Origin of the sequence: Microbacterium amylolyticum (genome assembly GCF_011046975.1) — a bacterium.
Lineage (GTDB): Bacteria > Actinomycetota > Actinomycetes > Actinomycetales > Microbacteriaceae > Microbacterium > Microbacterium amylolyticum.
Genome location: NZ_CP049253.1, coordinates 1,436,120 through 1,451,224, shown reverse-complemented (window position 1 = coordinate 1,451,224; position 15,105 = coordinate 1,436,120). Strand labels below are relative to the sequence as shown.

The following is a 15,105-nucleotide window of genomic DNA, read 5'->3' as shown; positions in this document are numbered from 1 at the left end:
GTGAGGGTGGGAATTCGCGAGGTCGCTGCCCATGCGGGCGTGTCGATCGCGACCGTATCGAACGCATTGAATCAGCCTGATCGTGTCAGCGAACCGCTTCGCGAACGCGTTCGCGCGTCCGTCGCCCACCTCGGCTACATCCCGATGCCCGCCGCGCGGCAGCTGCGCGCCGGGCGCAGTGGTCTCATCGGCATGACGGTCATCAACATCTCGAACCCCTACTTCGCCGCGCTGATCGACGGGGCGGAGGGCGCCGCATCGGATGCCGGAATGCGCGTTCTCGCGGCGAACAGTCACGACGACGCGATTCGTGAGCGCGATCACCTCGGGCTCTTCGAGTCCGTTCAAGTCGAAGGCGCTTTGGTATCGCCGTTTGGCGATACCCGTGCGCAGCTGGAACGACTGCGGCGCCACGGTATTCCCGTTGTGCTTGTCGATGCCACCGACCCGGAACACTCCTCGGTGGCATTCGACAACCTGGCGGGAGGCCGAATCGCGGCCGAGCACGTAATCGCCCGTGGACGACGGCGCGTTCTCTTCCTGGGCGCCCGCGACGAGCTCCACCAGGTGCGCGAACGCGCGCAGGGCGTGCGCGATGCGCTTGCTGAAGCCGGCCTCGAGCTGGAGACGCGTCGTGTTCCGCATACCGATCCGGCGGCAGGGCGCGCCGCCGGAGCAGAGATCGCCGCGGCGGCGCAACGCCCCGACGCGATCATTTGCTCCAACGACCACCTGGCGATGGGTCTCGTGCGTGCCCTCGTCGACGGCGGGATCCGCGTGCCCGAGGACATCGCTGTTGTGGGCTATGACGACACCGAGCTGGCGGAGGTTGCCGCCGTTCCGCTGACGGCAGTCCGCCAGCCCGCAACGGCCATTGGGCGTCGTGCCGCGGAACTCCTGATCGCGCGTATTAGCGACCCGCACACCCCGCGCGAAGCGCTGGTCTTCCCGCCGGCGCTGTCGGTGCGGGCGTCAACCGGCGGGTAGGGCGGGGCGAGCTCATGGAGCTCGCCCCGCCTCACTCATCCCTGTTCCGGGCGTGGCCGTGAGGTCGTGCGCCGCACGATGAGGTCGAAGGGAAGGGGCGTTTCTGCCGGAGGCTCTGCGGCATTGGGCTCGATCTGTGCCAGCAGAATGTCGACGGCGAGGGCACCCTGCGCGCGGGGATAGTGAGCGATGGTCGTGAGCCCGAAGAACTCCGCCGTGTCGTGATCGTCGATGCCGATGATCGACACGTCCTGCGGCACGGAAAGGCCGAGGTCCTGCGCGGCGAGTATTGCGCCGATCGCCATTTCGTCTGATGCGGCGAAGATCGCCGTTGGCCGCTGGGGGCGTCCGAGGAGCAGTTTGGCAACGCGGTAGCTGCCCTGCACGGTGAAGTCGGCGCCGCCGACCATGTGCTCGTCCAGATCGATGCCAGCGGTGCGCAGCGCCTGTTCGTAGCCGCGCCGACGCTTGAGCGGCATGTGGAAGTCGCGGTCGGATGCCGCGTCGCCACCGATGTGCGCAATACGGGTGTGGCCGAGGCTGAGCAGGTGCTCGGTGGCCAGGCGCGATGCGGCGATGTCATCGAGCGCGAGGGTCCGAACGCCTTCGATGGGTCCGCCGACGCCGACGATCGGCTTCCCGAGTTCGCGCAGACGGGTGACTTCGCATTCCGTGAGTTCGAGGGAAACGGCGATCACCGCGTCAACGCGTTGGCGGGGAAGGAAGTTCTCGAGCACGATGCGCCGCTCATCCCCGCGCCCGGCGAGGTTATAGAGCGTGATGTCGTATCCCGCGTGCATCAGGCGTTCCTGGGCCCCGGCCAACACATTGGTGAAGAACCAGCGGTCGAGGAAGGGAACGACGATGCCGACGTTCCGGTTGCGGCCGCTGGCTAGCGTTGACGCAGCCTGTGACACGACGTACCCGAGGTTGCGGGCCGCTTCGACGACCTTTTCCCGTGTGGCGGGGGAAACGGATCCCCGGCCGGACAGCGCCCGTGACACCGTTGCCGTCGACACTCCCGCAGCGTGGGCAACTTCATCGATGTTCACGCCTCGTATCCTCTCATCGTCCGCCCCCGATCATGTTGCGCACGCGTTTCTCCCCCGACGCGCGTGGCGCCAGGGGAGAAACGCGTCGATCGTTATGGCAGCTCGATCCAGACGGCCGTGTCGACCGGCAGCAGGTTCTCACCGACGAGCGGTCCGCTGGTCGTGAGGACGCGCGCGCCCTCCGGCAGCGTCAGCGGAGCGGTACCCAGGTTGGCGATCACCGTGACAGCGCCGATGCGGAAGGCAATGGCATCGTCGGGGTAGCCGTCGACCCAGACGAGGTGCCCTGTTGCCATCTCGCGTTCGCGTCGCAGGCGCAGCAGCGTGCGGTACATCTCGAGTGTCGAAGCAGGGTTGCCGCGCTGCTGATCGCGTGCCAGTTCGGCCCATTCAGCGGGCTGCGGCAGCCACGATTCGCCGGAATCACTGAAACCGTATGCCGGCTGCTCGGCCTCCCAGGGCAGGGGGACGCGGCATCCGTCGCGGCCATAGCGCTCGCCGGAGAATCGGAACCATGTCGGGTCGCGGCGCGCATCGTCCGGCAACTCAATGACCTCGGGAAGGCCGAGCTCCTCACCCTGGTAGAGGTATGCCGAGCCGGGAAGTGCGAGCATGAGCGTCGTCGCGGCGCGGGCGCGGCGCAGGCCAACGCGAGGGTTGGGCTTCCCCTCGGAGCGCGGTCCGATGCCGTGTCCCTGCGGGAAATTGGCCTCGAGGGCGAGCCGTGAGGCGTGACGGATGACGTCGTGGTTCGACAAGACCCAGGTGGCGGGCGCGCCGACGCCGGGGAAGATGCGCAGCGACTCATCGATCACATCACGCAAGACCGTGGGGTCCCACTCGCTCATGAGGTAGCTGAAGTTGAACGCCTGGTGCATCTCGTCGGGGCGCACCCACTGCGAGATTTCCTGCATTGTCGGCAGCCATGCCTCGGCGCAGAGCACGCGGTTGCCGTCGTAGCTGTCCACGAGGCGGCGCCATTCGCGGTAGACCTCGTGCACGCCTTCCTGGCCCCAGTACGGAACGGGCTCGTTGCCGCCCATCGAGTCCCCGTCGGCCGGCGGGGTGTAGTCCGGAAGATCCGGGTGTTTGATCAGGCCGTGGGCGACATCTACGCGGAAGCCGTCCGCGCCGCGATCCAGCCAGAAGCGCAGGATGCGCAGGAACTCTTCGCGCACCTCGTCGTTGCGCCAGTCGAAGTCGGGCTGCGAGGAGTCGAACAGGTGCAGGTACCACTGGCCGGGTGTTCCATCGGCGTTCGTCAGTCGCGTCCACGCGGGCCCGCCGAAGATCGACTGCCAGTTGTTGGGAGGTTCGTTGCCGCCCTCACCGGTGCCGTCGCGGAACATGTACCGCGCGCGTTCTGGGCTGCCGGGCTCGGCCGTGAGCGCCTGCTGGAACCAGGGGTGCTGGTCGGAGGAGTGGTTCGGAACCAGGTCAACGATGACCTTGATGCCGAGCTCGTGCGCACGGGCAAGGAGGCGGTCGAAGTCGGCGAGGGTACCGAAGAGGGGATCGACGTCGCAGTAGTCCGCAACGTCGTATCCGGCGTCCTTCTGGGGCGACGTCATAAAGGGAGAAAGCCACACGACATCAACACCGAGGTCGTGGAGGGAATCAAGCCGGGCCGTGATGCCGGCGAGGTCGCCGACGCCGTCGCCCGATGCGTCGCTGAAGGAGCGCGGATAGATCTGATAGATCACGGCGGAGCGCCACCATTCGTTGGTCATGGCGAGAAAGCCTAAGCGAGATGCCGTAAAAATGGAAACGCTTGCATTTTGCGTGGCGATGTTGCATCCTTTAGTTCCCAGCAGCGTTCGCCAGTGATGTGAGCGCGGCGGGAACCGAACCAAGAGACGTAACCTGTAATCGCTTCCACTGCCGGTGATGCTGCCGGCATCAACAGAAGGGCCACCAATGACGGTGAAGAAGAAGGGCCGCGTTTTCGCGGCCGTCGCGCTCGCGACAACTCTCGGCCTCGCAGGCTGCGGCAACGGCGACCCCGCACCGGGTAACGGCGACGCCGCCGGCTCCGGCGACCAGGGCGGCGCCAGCGCCGCGCTGACCGTATGGGTCGACGCCGAACGCCTCGATGCCCTGCAGGACGCAGCTGACGCATACTCAGAATCGACGGGCGTCACCGTGAACCTGGTCGGCAAGGACACCGCCGACATCAAGGACGACTTCATCCAGCAGGTGCCGACGGGCGAAGGCCCCGACATCGCCATGGGCGCACACGACTGGCTCGGCGAGCTCGCCACCAACGGTGTCGTCGCCCCGCTCGAACTCGGTGAGTCCGCTGGCGACTACCTTCCCGTGGCGATCGACGCAGCCACGTACGACGGCACCGTCTACCTGCTCCCGTACGCGGTGGAGAACATCGCCGTTCTGCGCAACCAGGAGCTCGTCCCCGAGCGGCCCACCGACTTCGACGACATGATCGCCAAGGGTGAGGCCGCTGGCCTCGACCGTCCGTTCGTCGTTGAGCAGGGCGCAGAGGGCAACCCCTACCACCTGTACCCCTTCCAGACCGCGTTCGGCGCTCCCGTCTTCGGAACGGACGACGCCGGCTACAACGCTGACGACCTGCAGCTGGGCAACGCCGGCGGCGAGGAATTCGCCGAGTGGCTGTCCAGCCAGGGCCGCGGTGGCTCCGGTGTCTTCAACACCGACATCGATGGCGACCTCGCCAAGCAGTCGTTCCTCGACGGCACATCGGCCTTCTGGCTGACGGGACCCTGGAACGTCGGTAGCGCTGTGGACGCCGGCATCGATGTCGCCATTGACACGGTTCCGAGCCCCACGGGTGACGCCGCATCGCCGTTCGCCGGTGTGAAGGGCTTCATCGTCTCGTCCGAGTCGAACAACAAGGTCGCCGCAACCGACTTCCTTGTCAACTACATCGGCACCGAAGACGCACAGGTCGCCCTGTACGAGTCGGGCCAGATCCTTCCCGCCCTCGAGTCGGCCGCCGAAACGGCATCGGCTGACCCGATCATCGCCGGCTTCGCCGAGGTGGGGCTGGAAGCAGTTCCCATGCCCGCCATCCCCGCCATGGGTGCTGTGTGGGAGTTCTGGGGAGTTGCCCAGGCTGAAATCATCAACGGCGCCGATCCCGTGGAGCGCTGGCAGAAGCTCGCCACGGACGTCGAAAACGCCCTGAACTAGCACCGGACGCGGGCGGCGCTCCTTCCGGGAGCGCCGCTCGCCCCTGCCCGAGGGGCCGGAGGAGATATGACCCATTCTCAGACCGAGACCGAACGCGTGACGGTCGATCACAGGCGCTCGCGACGCGAACGCCAGGCCCGCCACATCGCAGATGCGGCCGGTGGTGGCTTGAAGTCGCTGATCCTGAAGATCGCGCTCATCGCCATCGTCGATGCGATCGCCGTTTACGCGGTTTTCGTGCTCATCAGCTTTGAGGAGTGGGGCGTTGTCGCGGTTGTCGTCGCGGTGGCGGCCGTCGTCAACTGGATCTACTTCTCCCGCCGCGCCCTGCCGGCAAAATACCTTGCGCCCGGGGTGATCTTCCTCGCGCTGTTCCAGGTGTTTGTTCTGCTCTACACGGGCTACATCGGCTTCACCAACTACGGAACCGGCCACAACGGCAACAAGGACCAGGCCGTGTCGTCGCTTCTGGCGTCGTCGCTGGAGCGCGTTCCTGAATCACCCGCCTACCCGGTGACGATCGTCGAGTCGGACGGTGAGATCGGACTTCTCATCACCGACCCCGACGGCATCGCCTTCCTCGGAACGGCCGATGACCCCGCCGAGATCGTTCGCGACGCCGTGTTCGACGGCAACCGCGCTGTTGAGGCACCCGGCTGGCGCACCCTGCAGTTCGCCGACGTTCTGCAGCGTCAGAGCGAGGTCCAGGCGCTGGCCGTGCCGTTCTCCGACGATCCCTCCGACGGCGCCTTCCGCACGCCGGACGGTTCCAGCGCCTACCGCTATACGTCCACGCTCGATTACGACACTGCAACGGGCGACCTGACAGACACCGCCTCTGGTGTGGTCTACCGAGACGTGGGAACGGGCGCGTTCACCTCCGACAGCGGCCAGGAGCTCAAGCCCGGCTGGCGAGTCACGGTGGGCTTCGACAACTTCGCGAAGGCTGTCACGGACGAGCGCCTCGCCGGCCCCCTCGTCTACGTCACCCTGTGGACGTTCGCCTTCGCGATCATCACGGTGGCCGCGACGTTCTTCCTCGGACTGTTCCTCGCGATCGTCTTCAACAGCAAGCGCATGAAGGGACGCCACCTCTACCGTGCGCTGCTGATCCTGCCCTACGCCGTTCCGTCCTTCCTCTCCGCCCTCGTGTGGGCGGGCATGATGAACCAGAGCTTCGGATTCTTGAATCAGGTGCTCTTCGGCGGCGCCGACATCCCCTGGCTCACCGATCCGGTCATGGCGAAGGTGTCGGTGCTGATCGTGAACATCTGGCTCGGCTTCCCCTATATGTTCCTCGTCTGCACGGGAGCGTTGCAGTCGATCCCGGACGAGCTACAAGAGGCCGCAACGGTCGACGGGGCGAAACCATGGGCGGTGTTCCGCCTGATCAAGCTGCCGCTGCTCCTCGTGAGCATCGCGCCGCTGCTGATCGCCTCGTTCGCGTTCAACTTCAACAACTTCAACGTCGTCTACATGTTGACGGACGGTGGTCCACGCGATTCGAACGCGCCGATCCCCGTCGGACACACGGACATCCTCATCTCGATGGTCTACAAGGTGGCCTTCACCGGTCAAACGCGTGACTTCGGGCTCGCGAGCGCCTACACGATCATCATCTTCTTCGTCGTCGCGGTGATTTCGATCGTCGCGTTTAGACGCACCAAGTCGCTCGAGGAGCTGAACGGATGAGCGCCACCGTGACAACACGTCGTCGCCGCAGCATCGGCAAGTGGTTCTTCGACACCGGCTGGCGGCACGTCGTCGGACTGATTATCCTGGCCTTCGCGCTGTTGCCGATCGTCTTCGTCATCTCCAGCTCGTTGAACCCGCAGGGAACCCTTACGGGGTCGAACCAGCTGTTCTCCGCGATTGGCTTTGACAGCTACCAGCGCATCCTGAGCAATCCGCAGGCGCCGTTCCCGAAGTGGTTCGCCAACACGCTAATCATCTCGGGGATCACCGGCATCCTCACCGTGTTCCTGGGAGCGCTCGCGGCATATGCGTTCTCGCGTATGCGCTTCGCCGGTCGGCGCGTGGGCCTCATCACGATCGTCGTGGTGCAGATGTTCCCGCAGCTGCTCGCCGTTGTGGCGATCTTCCTGTTGCTGACGACCATCGGCGAGTGGTTCCCCGTGCTGGGGCTCAACAGCCGGATCGGCCTGATCATGGTCTATCTCGGCGGTGCCCTGGGCGTGAACACGTACCTGATGTACGGGTTCTTCAACACGATTCCGCAGTCGATCGATGAGGCTGCCCGCATCGACGGCGCCGGTCACGCTCGCGTCTTCTTCACCATCATCCTTCCGTTGGTGACGCCGATTCTGGCGGTGGTCGCGCTGCTGAGCTTCATCGCCTCGGTCAACGAGTTCGTTGTGGCCTCTGTTGTGTTGATCGACACCGATGTTCAGACGCTGGCGGTGGGGCTGACCAAGCTCGTCTCCAACCCGCGGTACGCCGACTGGAGCGCGTTCTCGGCGGGTGCCGTGATGGCGGCAATCCCCGTTGTGATCCTGTTCCTGCTGCTGCAGAAGTACATCGTCGGCGGCCTCACGGCCGGCGCCGTGAAGTAAGCCGAATACACCGAACGCCCCGGGTTTCCCCGGGGCGTTCGGTGTTTTGGGGCCCGTGCGGCCGGGGCGACGGTGCGGAACAGCGGGGGCGAATGCCTAACGAAGGAAAATTGTTGGCATATGGGCCCGTATCCGCTGTTTTCGGGCTGCGGGCGCCAGTAATTCCTTCGTTAGGTTCGGCTGGCGCGGCGGAGCCGAGCTGTGCCCGGGGCTTTCCGGGCGCGTTTGACGCTTCTGGGGGCTAGGACAGGCGCTTCAGAACGCCGTCGATTGTGGCGGCCGTCGCATCCCAGTCGTAGGTTCGCGTCTGGGGCATGACGCGACGGTGCGCGTTCACGGCGTCCTCGATGCGATCAGCCCATTCGACGGCATCCTGCGAGTCTTCGATCGCCCAGCCGTCATCGCCGACGGTTTCGGCAACGGCGGAGCAGCCCTCCCAGAAGATGACGGGTGTTCCCGTCATAATGCTCTCCAGTGGCGGCAGCCCGAAGCCCTCGACGACGGAGGGCATCACGGTGGCGGAAGCGCCGCGGTACTGACGGGCCAGGTCGTCGTCGCTGAGCCCCGCAAGCAGCTGCACGCGATCGGTGATGCGGAGCCGATCGCAGATGGCGTGGGCTTCGTCATGTTCGCCTGCAGGAATCAGCGCTCGCAGGTGCGCGCCGGGAAGATGCTTCAGGGCGCGCAGCACCGTGCGAAGGTTTTTGTGCGCGCGGAGGTTGCCAACGTACATCACATAGGGGTCGTCGGCGGGGGCGGCCTCAACGTCGGTGCGGAAGGCATCGGACGATCCCAGACCGGCGTTGATGATCTCCACCGACGGATCCTTCAGCCAGGCGGCGATCGCGCGACGCGAGGTTTCGGACACCGTGAACACAACACCGGCCCGGCGGATGACGGGGCGGGCAACGGCGTTGTAGAACGCCAGGTACTTTGCGCGCTGCGGCCAGGGCGTCTGCAGGTGGATGAGATCGTGGATCGTCATCACCTGGCGCTCGGCACGGGCAAATGCCGCGTATCCGGGGGAGTAGATCAGCCCCTTCGGTACGCGCTTGATCGCGTTGAGTCCGGAGGCGGTTGCGCCCCGGACAGGGAGGGGGGAGGACTCGACGGTGAGGCGCGGATAGATTTCCCGCGCGTACCGGCCGATTCCGTGTTGCCCGTCCCAGCGGGTATCGATCCACGTGGTCATCACCACCAGCGTAGGGGGTGCGGCCGGGTCGCAGGAAAAGTGTTTGCCGAGGGCGCAAACCGATGGGTGGCTCTCTTCATGCGCCCCGTTCGGCAACGGCCAGCACGGTGTCCAGGGTGACGTCGGCACGGAGGATGTGCGAATGCCCGAGGCCCACTGTTTCGACGAGCCGTACCTGGCCGGGATGCCGGGCGGCGAAGCGCCGACTTTCGGTCACATCAGACAACGGGTCGTCGGTGTCGTGGACGACGTCAACATGGAGGTGCGGCGGAAGGTCTCGGGCGAGGAGGTCGTAGGGTCCCGCATCGACGCCCTCTCGTCGCAGCCGGGCGGCGAACCACCCCTCGTGGCGCAGCCGCGCGGCATTCCCCAGGCCGGCCATGCGCGCGAATGCCTCGCCGAGATAGGAGAAGCGCACGACGGGGGAGATCGCCACGATGCGCCCGGTGATGCCCCGATCCGCTGCCGCGACGAGCGCCGCGAGAGTTCCGGCCGAGTGTGCGACGACCAGGGGGAAACGGCCCGTTGGCTCGCGTCGTGCGAGCACGCTGATCACCCGTTGGAACTCTCCCATGTGCGTCCGCCTTCCTTGGGAATCGCCGGAGGCGGGTGCGTCGAACGAAACCACGCGGAATCCGGCGGACCGCAGCTCCCGCACGATCGACGCGAACTGGGAGGCGCGTCCGCGCCAACCGTGGACGAGGAGCACGGTGCGGGGTCCTGTGCCCCATTCGTACACGATGATTCGGCGGCCGCCGATGTGCATACGGGTTCGCCGCGCCTCTTCATGGGTCGCGCGTTCGCGTTCATGCACCGCACGCCGCTTCCCTCCGCCGACATAGGTGGGGTAAGTGATGGCGGCGGCGAGCGTGGGCGACAGACGATCAATGGCGTGAGTCAGGGCTTTCGCGGGCATATCGGTCCTCAGAAGACAGGGAGTAACAATACGGACGATCGTTCATAAAGATATACGGACGATCGTACTGATACCTTGGTGAGATGACAACCGTGGTCGACGGGCGCCGGGCACGCGGCGACAGGTCCCGCCAGGCCGTGCTCGCGGTCGCGATGCAACGGGCATCGACCGATGGGCTCACCGGCGTCTCGATCGCGCAGCTCGCCGCCGAAACATCGACCAGCAAGAGTGGCGTCGCGGCGCTGTTCGGCTCAAAGGAGCAGCTTCAGCTCGCCGTCGTTGCCGAGGCCAAGCGCACTTTTATCGACGTGGTCGTGAAGCCCGCCCGTTCTGCCCCTCGCGGTATTCGGCGCCTCCGGGCGCTCGTTCGCACGTGGATCGACTACTCCTCCGGGCGCACCTTCGCCGGCGGGTGTTTCTTTCTCGCGGTATCCGCGGAGTTCGCCGCACACCCCGGTCCGGTGCGCGACGCGATCACCGAGGCCATGGATCTCTGGCGCTCGTATCTGGAGATCTCGATCGCACGCGCGATGGAAGACGGGGATCTGCCGCGCCTCGATGATGCGACACAGCTGGTTTTCGAGCTTGAGGCGATGCTCTCCCACGCCAACGCCGCGTCCGTGCTGCATGGCGGCGACGTCCCGTACCACCGCGCCGAGCGCGCGATCTCGGAGCGTCTCATCGCCCTGGGGTACGCGCCGCGGTAGGAAGGGGCGCCGCCCGCCTTCACTCCTCGCGAGCGGGGTACTTGTTGCCGAGCGGCAGGTTTGTATCTGTGCCGGTCACCCTCGCGCCGACGTTCTCCACCGCGACATCATCGACGCGGACGGTCTTCCCCCTTCCGAAGAACTCGGCGGAGTCAGGGATTTCGACGCAGCTCCACGTCTCGCCCTTCACCTCGACGCCGATCGTGGTCTGAAAACGCAGCTTCTCCGCACTCATGGTGAACGGGGTAGGTGTTGGGCGCCCGCCCGCGACAGGGACCGGGAGGATACGCAACCGCACGGGTAGGGTCCCGGTATGACGGACACACTCGCTGCCGCCTATAGACACTGGGCCGATGTTGAGGCCCGCGGTGTTTCACCCGTGTACGAAGACTGGGCCCGTGGCATTGCGGAACATCCGGCCACGCTGCGACTCATCGCGTCACTGCCGCACGGCAAGCGTCAGCCGAATCTTGTCTTTGGCGCCGCACGCTTTGTCGGGGCGCCCGTCGGATCGTCGAGGGACGTCATTTCGTGGCTCGCCGAGCATTGGCATCGCGTTGATCCGGTGATCGTTTCGCGCAGCACTCAGACCAACGAGGCGGGCCGGTGCGCCGTTCTGCTCCCTGTTCTTTCGCGAATGGATGGGCCGCTGGCGCTGATCGAGGTGGGCGCATCCGCGGGTCTGTGTCTGTTCCCGGACCGGTACAGCTATCGCTACGCCGCGGACGGCGCAGAGACGACGATTGATCCGGCGGAGGGGCCGAGCCCCGTAGTGCTCCCGTGCTCTATCGACGCCCCATCCGTCCCATCCCGGCTGCCGGAGGTGGTGTGGCGCGCGGGCGTCGATCTGAACCCGATCGACGTGACCGATGCCGACCAGATGAACTGGCTGGAAACGCTTGTCTGGCCAGAGCATCATGATCGCCGTCAACGTCTGCGCGCCGCTGCCGCGCTCGCCGCTGGCGATCCGCCACACGTGGTGCCGGGAGACCTTATCGAGCGACTTCCCGACCTCATCGATCAGGCTCCGGACGGCGCGCGCGTGGTCGTGTTTCACAGCGCCGTTCTCGTGTACCTGACGCCGGAAAGGCGCGAAGAGTTCGCCCGGCTGGTCAGATCGTTCCCGAATGTGACGTGGGTGTCGAACGAAGGCGCGGGCGTTCTCCCGGAGGTCACAGCGCGGGTGCGCGAACCCATCGGCGGCAGGACGATTCTTGCTGTCGACCAGAAGCCGGTTGCGCTGGTCGCCCCGCACGGGCAGAGCTATCAGGCGGTGTCGGCGGCGTGAAGCCCACCCCTCGCGAGTGGCTTCGCCAAACCGGGCACGAAACCCCCACAGAGCAGAAACGCAACGCGGGGATGACCGCCCTACGCCCGAACGGCTTTCGCCACGGGCGTCGGTAGAACGAACACCACGCGCGCCGGGGTGCGCATCGCGAGCTCGTACACGGCGATCGCGGCGGCGGCGCAGCCGAGGGTGATGAGGATCGGGCTCAGCTGCAGCAGGGCCTCGCTCGATTGCAGCGGGCGCACCCACCAGCCGGGGAAGAGGATGAGCAGCTCCAGGAGAAGTCCGTGCATCACGTAGATCGGCAGGGTGCGCCGGCCGATCCACGCGAGCGCCGTGCTGGCGGGACGCAGGCGGCACACGAAAACGATGGCGGCGAGTAGCGCCAGGGCGCCCGCGATGTCGCGGGGGAGGGCCACGAAGTCACCGATGTGCTCGGTGTCGACGAACCACTCCAGTCCGCGGAACGCGACGAATGCGAGCGCCGACCAGCCGAGAACGCGCGCCGGTTCGTCGCTCATCCACCTGCGCAGGAGCCGGGCCCCATAAACACCGATCGCGAAGAACACGGCGTACCGGCAGATGTTGCGGTACTGGTCTGAGCCTTCGAGGAGCGGCATCCAGGAGCTCAGTACCGAGACGGTGCCCAGGAGCACCAGCACGAGGCCGGGGTCGGCGCGGCGCACGGTGGTCAGCAGCGCGCTCCACACGGCCAGCGCCAGCACGTACCAGAGCACGGTGCGCGGCAGGATCAGTTGTGACGCGAACGCCTGCCAGGCCTGCTTTGTCGTGCCCATGCCGATCGGCCCTGTCCAGAAGAAGGATCCGACGGTGATCGCGAAGATCGTGAACAGCAGCAGCCAAACGGCGTAGAGCCAGAGGGAATGGGCGATCGATGAGCGCACGGAGCTGTCATGCCACCCGGTGCGGATGCGGCGCGAGAGCAGCAGGCCGCTGAGCAGCGAGAGCGCCGACATTCGGAAGGGCCCGAACTCGTCAACCGCGATGCGCCACGTGGGAATGTCGAGGCTGAACGCCTGGATCGACAGCACGGTGTGCATGAGAACAACGCCCAGCACGCAGATGGCGCGTGCGGCGTCGATCCAGGCGATCCGTGATGCCGGGTGCATTACGTGTTCCTGGCGACGAAGTCGCGGATTTTCTCGTCGAAGACCTCGGCGGAGAAGTCCTTTGCGCGCTCGCGGCAGGCGGCGGGGTCCGCGGCCGTGGCGCGTTCGACGGCCGTGCGCAGTTCGGCGTCACTGTTCCAGTCGTGCACGTGGGCGCCCGTTGTGCCGTCGATCACCGATTCCACGGCTCCGCCGACCGCGCCGGTGATGACGGGGGTTCCGGCGGCCATTGCTTCCACGGGGATGATGCCGAAGTCTTCGATGGGGGCGAATACGAGCGCGGTGGCGCGGCGGAGGATGGCCGACAGCAGCGCGTCGGAGGGGTTTAGGCAGAAGGTGACCTTGCCGGGGTGGCGATCGTTGCCGTATGCCCGCAGCTGGGCTTCGCCGTCGCCGCCGCCGGCGAGGACAACGGGAAGTCCCGAGACGCGACCGGCGTCGATGGCTGCTTCGAGGCGCTTATAGGGCACGAAGCGGCTGAAGCCGAGGAGGAAGTCGGCGGGCAGGGCATCCAGCGTGGCCTGTTCGGCGGGGGTGAGTTGCGGTTCGGCGAGGATTCGCGTGACGTCTACGTTGGGGTAGATCACCTCGGCGTCCCGTTCCCAGGTGTCGGCGATGCGCTGGGCGATGAAGCGGCTGTTGGCGGCGATCGCCACGGGCTCCTGGGCGCGCTTGCGGTCTAGGGGCTTGAGCAGTGCGGAGGCGGCACGGGCCGGCAGGCTTTCGCCGCGGCCGTCGAGCTCTGGCACCCAGATGTACCGAGCGGGGGTGTGGGCGTAGACCAGTTTGGGGGCGTCGCGGGCGGGGCCGGCAAAGCGGGCGTGGTGCGCGAACAGGTGGGTGCTGGCGAGGATCCAGTCGGCGTCGCGCCTCGGGAGGTTGCGCCACACCGCCGGCATGAAGGGCAGGGCGAGGGCCTTTTTTCCCTTGAGGGGAGTGCGGGCGAGGACCGTTTCGTTGATGGGCTGCAGCCGGTTTGCCTCGTTCCACAGGCACCAACGTTCGGCGTCCGGGAAGGCGCGCGCGATCGCCTCGAAGACGTTCTCCGATCCGCCAGCGGGGGAGAGCCATTCGTGCATGATGATCCCGTTTGTCACGGCCCTATCTTCGCTGATCGTTCCGGGCGTTGTCACACAACGTCGCACAGCTCGCAAAGTTGAGCAGCACCACTAACCTGACCAATTAAGTCGAGTTTGAAGAAGGAGGGAAACATGCCGATCATCATCGTTGCATTGCTTGCGGGGTTCGTTGCGCAGATGGTCAACGGCAGCCTCGGGATGGGTTACGGCACCATCACCGCAACGGTTCTGCTCGGCATGGGCATCGCTCCCGCCCTCGTTTCCGCCTCCGTGAACATCGCCACTGTGGCCAGCGACATCGTCAGCGGCATTGCCCACCACCGCTTCGGCAACGTGCACTGGCCCACGGCAATCGCGCTGGGCATCTCCGGCGCCGTTGGCGGATTCGTCGGGGCATGGGCCCTGGTATCGCTGTCGGGGCTCGACGCCGCCCGCCCCTTCACCAGCTCCGTTCTTGTGGCGCTGGGGGTTCTGATCGTGTGGCGATTCGTCCGCCGCGGCGGACGCCTCCGGCAGTCGGCGGGGCCGCGTCGGTTCATCATCGCCCCCACGGGCCTGACGGCCGGCTTCCTCAACGCGGTCGGCGGCGGCGGGTGGGGCCCGGTGACCATGCCGGTGATGCTCACCACGTCGAAGCTGCCCGCGTACCAGGTGGTCGGATCGGTGTCGGTGGGAGAGATTTTCGCCGCGGGCGCCGCCGTGCTCGGATTCTGGTGGGCGCTCCCGAACGGCCTGACGGTTGCCTGGCCCCTCGTGATCGGCCTCGCGGTGGGCGGCATGATCGCCGCGCCGTTTGCGGCCTGGCTCACGCGGCGCATCCCCACCGAACGGCTCGGAGCGACGATCGGGTTCCTCGTGATCGGCCTGAACCTGCGCACCTTCTCGAACTCGGTTGGCGTGCCCACCTGGCTCACCGTCACGCTGTACATCACGGTGGCGGCGGCCTGGATCACGTCGATCGTGTGGGACGTGCGCCGTTCGCGCTCGCCGCAGCCCGTGGCGGTCGGCTGACG

At 66.5% G+C, this 15,105-nt stretch carries 14 protein-coding genes; 7 read left to right on the top strand and 7 right to left on the bottom strand.

Translation table 11 applies throughout. The annotated features are described in order from the left end of the window. Positions 1 to 39: 39 nt before the first annotated feature. A complete protein-coding gene (locus G6N81_RS07125; RefSeq protein ID WP_241244907.1) occupies positions 40 to 987 on the top strand; it encodes a LacI family DNA-binding transcriptional regulator in 948 nt (315 codons plus the stop codon). Between the two features lie 35 nt (positions 988 to 1,022). Here G6N81_RS07125 and G6N81_RS07120 read toward each other — a convergent pair whose 3' ends face one another. Together G6N81_RS07120 and G6N81_RS07115 are read right to left on the bottom strand one after the other, a co-directional pair. Next, positions 1,023 to 2,039 (bottom strand): LacI family DNA-binding transcriptional regulator, encoded by a 1,017-nt coding sequence (locus tag G6N81_RS07120; RefSeq protein WP_165134937.1) that lies wholly within the window; start codon positions 2,037 to 2,039, stop codon positions 1,023 to 1,025. A 92-nt stretch (positions 2,040 to 2,131) separates the two neighbouring features. Further along, entirely contained in the window at positions 2,132 to 3,769 is a 1,638-nt protein-coding gene (locus tag G6N81_RS07115) for a glycoside hydrolase family 13 protein (protein ID WP_165134935.1), read from the bottom strand. A gap of 187 nt (positions 3,770 to 3,956) precedes the next feature. Here G6N81_RS07115 and G6N81_RS07110 point away from each other — a divergent pair, with 187 nt between their 5' ends. The 3 genes from G6N81_RS07110 to G6N81_RS07100 all read left to right on the top strand — a co-directional run bounded on the left by G6N81_RS07110 (position 3,957) and on the right by G6N81_RS07100 (position 7,780). After that, a complete protein-coding gene (locus G6N81_RS07110; protein ID WP_165134933.1) occupies positions 3,957 to 5,207 on the top strand; it encodes a sugar ABC transporter substrate-binding protein in 1,251 nt (416 codons plus the stop codon). 66 nt (positions 5,208 to 5,273) lie between these two features. Beyond that, complete coding sequence (locus G6N81_RS07105) at positions 5,274 to 6,899, top strand: ABC transporter permease subunit (RefSeq protein WP_165134931.1); 1,626 nt, start codon at positions 5,274 to 5,276, stop codon at positions 6,897 to 6,899. After that, entirely contained in the window at positions 6,896 to 7,780 is an 885-nt protein-coding gene (locus G6N81_RS07100) for a sugar ABC transporter permease (protein WP_165134929.1), read from the top strand. The genes G6N81_RS07105 and G6N81_RS07100 overlap by 4 nt, the downstream gene beginning before the upstream one ends. A gap of 241 nt (positions 7,781 to 8,021) precedes the next feature. Here G6N81_RS07100 and G6N81_RS07095 read toward each other — a convergent pair whose 3' ends face one another. Together G6N81_RS07095 and G6N81_RS07090 are read right to left on the bottom strand one after the other, a co-directional pair. Then, positions 8,022 to 8,972, bottom strand: coding sequence for a glycosyltransferase family 4 protein (locus G6N81_RS07095; protein WP_165134927.1), 951 nt, complete (start codon positions 8,970 to 8,972; stop codon positions 8,022 to 8,024). Positions 8,973 to 9,048: 76 nt separating this feature from the next. Further along, entirely contained in the window at positions 9,049 to 9,888 is an 840-nt protein-coding gene (locus G6N81_RS07090; RefSeq protein ID WP_165134924.1) for an alpha/beta hydrolase, read from the bottom strand. Between the two features lie 83 nt (positions 9,889 to 9,971). On the opposite strand from G6N81_RS07090, the gene G6N81_RS07085 reads away from it, so the two are divergent. Continuing rightward, complete coding sequence (locus G6N81_RS07085; protein WP_165134921.1) at positions 9,972 to 10,595, top strand: TetR/AcrR family transcriptional regulator; 624 nt, start codon at positions 9,972 to 9,974, stop codon at positions 10,593 to 10,595. Positions 10,596 to 10,614: 19 nt separating this feature from the next. Here the strand turns inward: G6N81_RS07085 and G6N81_RS07080 are convergent, their stop codons facing one another. Then, positions 10,615 to 10,830 (bottom strand): hypothetical protein, encoded by a 216-nt coding sequence (locus G6N81_RS07080; protein WP_165134918.1) that lies wholly within the window; start codon positions 10,828 to 10,830, stop codon positions 10,615 to 10,617. 78 nt (positions 10,831 to 10,908) lie between these two features. Between G6N81_RS07080 and G6N81_RS07075 the strand changes: the two genes are divergently transcribed. Then, complete coding sequence (locus G6N81_RS07075) at positions 10,909 to 11,883, top strand: DUF2332 domain-containing protein (RefSeq protein ID WP_165134915.1); 975 nt, start codon at positions 10,909 to 10,911, stop codon at positions 11,881 to 11,883. Positions 11,884 to 11,963: 80 nt separating this feature from the next. On the opposite strand, the gene G6N81_RS07070 is transcribed toward G6N81_RS07075, so the two are convergent. Together G6N81_RS07070 and G6N81_RS07065 are read right to left on the bottom strand one after the other, a co-directional pair. Further along, the gene (locus tag G6N81_RS07070; RefSeq protein ID WP_165134912.1) at positions 11,964 to 13,013 is read right to left on the bottom strand and encodes an acyltransferase family protein; all 1,050 of its coding nucleotides are present in this window, start codon (positions 13,011 to 13,013) and stop codon (positions 11,964 to 11,966) included. Continuing rightward, on the bottom strand, positions 13,013 to 14,110 hold the full coding sequence (locus tag G6N81_RS07065; RefSeq protein WP_241244906.1) for a glycosyltransferase: 1,098 nt from the start codon (positions 14,108 to 14,110) through the stop codon (positions 13,013 to 13,015). The genes G6N81_RS07070 and G6N81_RS07065 overlap by 1 nt, the downstream gene beginning before the upstream one ends. Before the next feature lie 114 nt (positions 14,111 to 14,224). Here G6N81_RS07065 and G6N81_RS07060 point away from each other — a divergent pair, with 114 nt between their 5' ends. Further along, positions 14,225 to 15,103: a sulfite exporter TauE/SafE family protein gene (locus G6N81_RS07060; protein ID WP_165134909.1), complete on the top strand. Its 879-nt coding sequence runs from the start codon at positions 14,225 to 14,227 to the stop codon at positions 15,101 to 15,103. Positions 15,104 to 15,105 lie beyond the last annotated feature (2 nt).

Excerpts from the sequence above, each read along its gene's own strand:
- G6N81_RS07115 (WP_165134935.1), bottom strand. The coding sequence starts at position 3,769 with ATGACCAACGAATGGTGGCGCTCCGCCGTGATCTATCAGATCTATCCG.
- G6N81_RS07110 (WP_165134933.1), top strand. The coding sequence starts at position 3,957 with ATGACGGTGAAGAAGAAGGGCCGCGTTTTCGCGGCCGTCGCGCTCGCG.
- G6N81_RS07105 (WP_165134931.1), top strand. The coding sequence starts at position 5,274 with ATGACCCATTCTCAGACCGAGACCGAACGCGTGACGGTCGATCACAGG.
- G6N81_RS07100 (WP_165134929.1), top strand. The coding sequence starts at position 6,896 with ATGAGCGCCACCGTGACAACACGTCGTCGCCGCAGCATCGGCAAGTGG.
- G6N81_RS07095 (WP_165134927.1), bottom strand. The coding sequence starts at position 8,972 with ATGACCACGTGGATCGATACCCGCTGGGACGGGCAACACGGAATCGGC.
- G6N81_RS07090 (WP_165134924.1), bottom strand. The coding sequence starts at position 9,888 with ATGCCCGCGAAAGCCCTGACTCACGCCATTGATCGTCTGTCGCCCACG.
- G6N81_RS07085 (WP_165134921.1), top strand. The coding sequence starts at position 9,972 with ATGACAACCGTGGTCGACGGGCGCCGGGCACGCGGCGACAGGTCCCGC.
- G6N81_RS07080 (WP_165134918.1), bottom strand. The coding sequence starts at position 10,830 with ATGAGTGCGGAGAAGCTGCGTTTTCAGACCACGATCGGCGTCGAGGTG.
- G6N81_RS07075 (WP_165134915.1), top strand. The coding sequence starts at position 10,909 with ATGACGGACACACTCGCTGCCGCCTATAGACACTGGGCCGATGTTGAG.
- G6N81_RS07070 (WP_165134912.1), bottom strand. The coding sequence starts at position 13,013 with ATGCACCCGGCATCACGGATCGCCTGGATCGACGCCGCACGCGCCATC.
- G6N81_RS07060 (WP_165134909.1), top strand. The coding sequence starts at position 14,225 with ATGCCGATCATCATCGTTGCATTGCTTGCGGGGTTCGTTGCGCAGATG.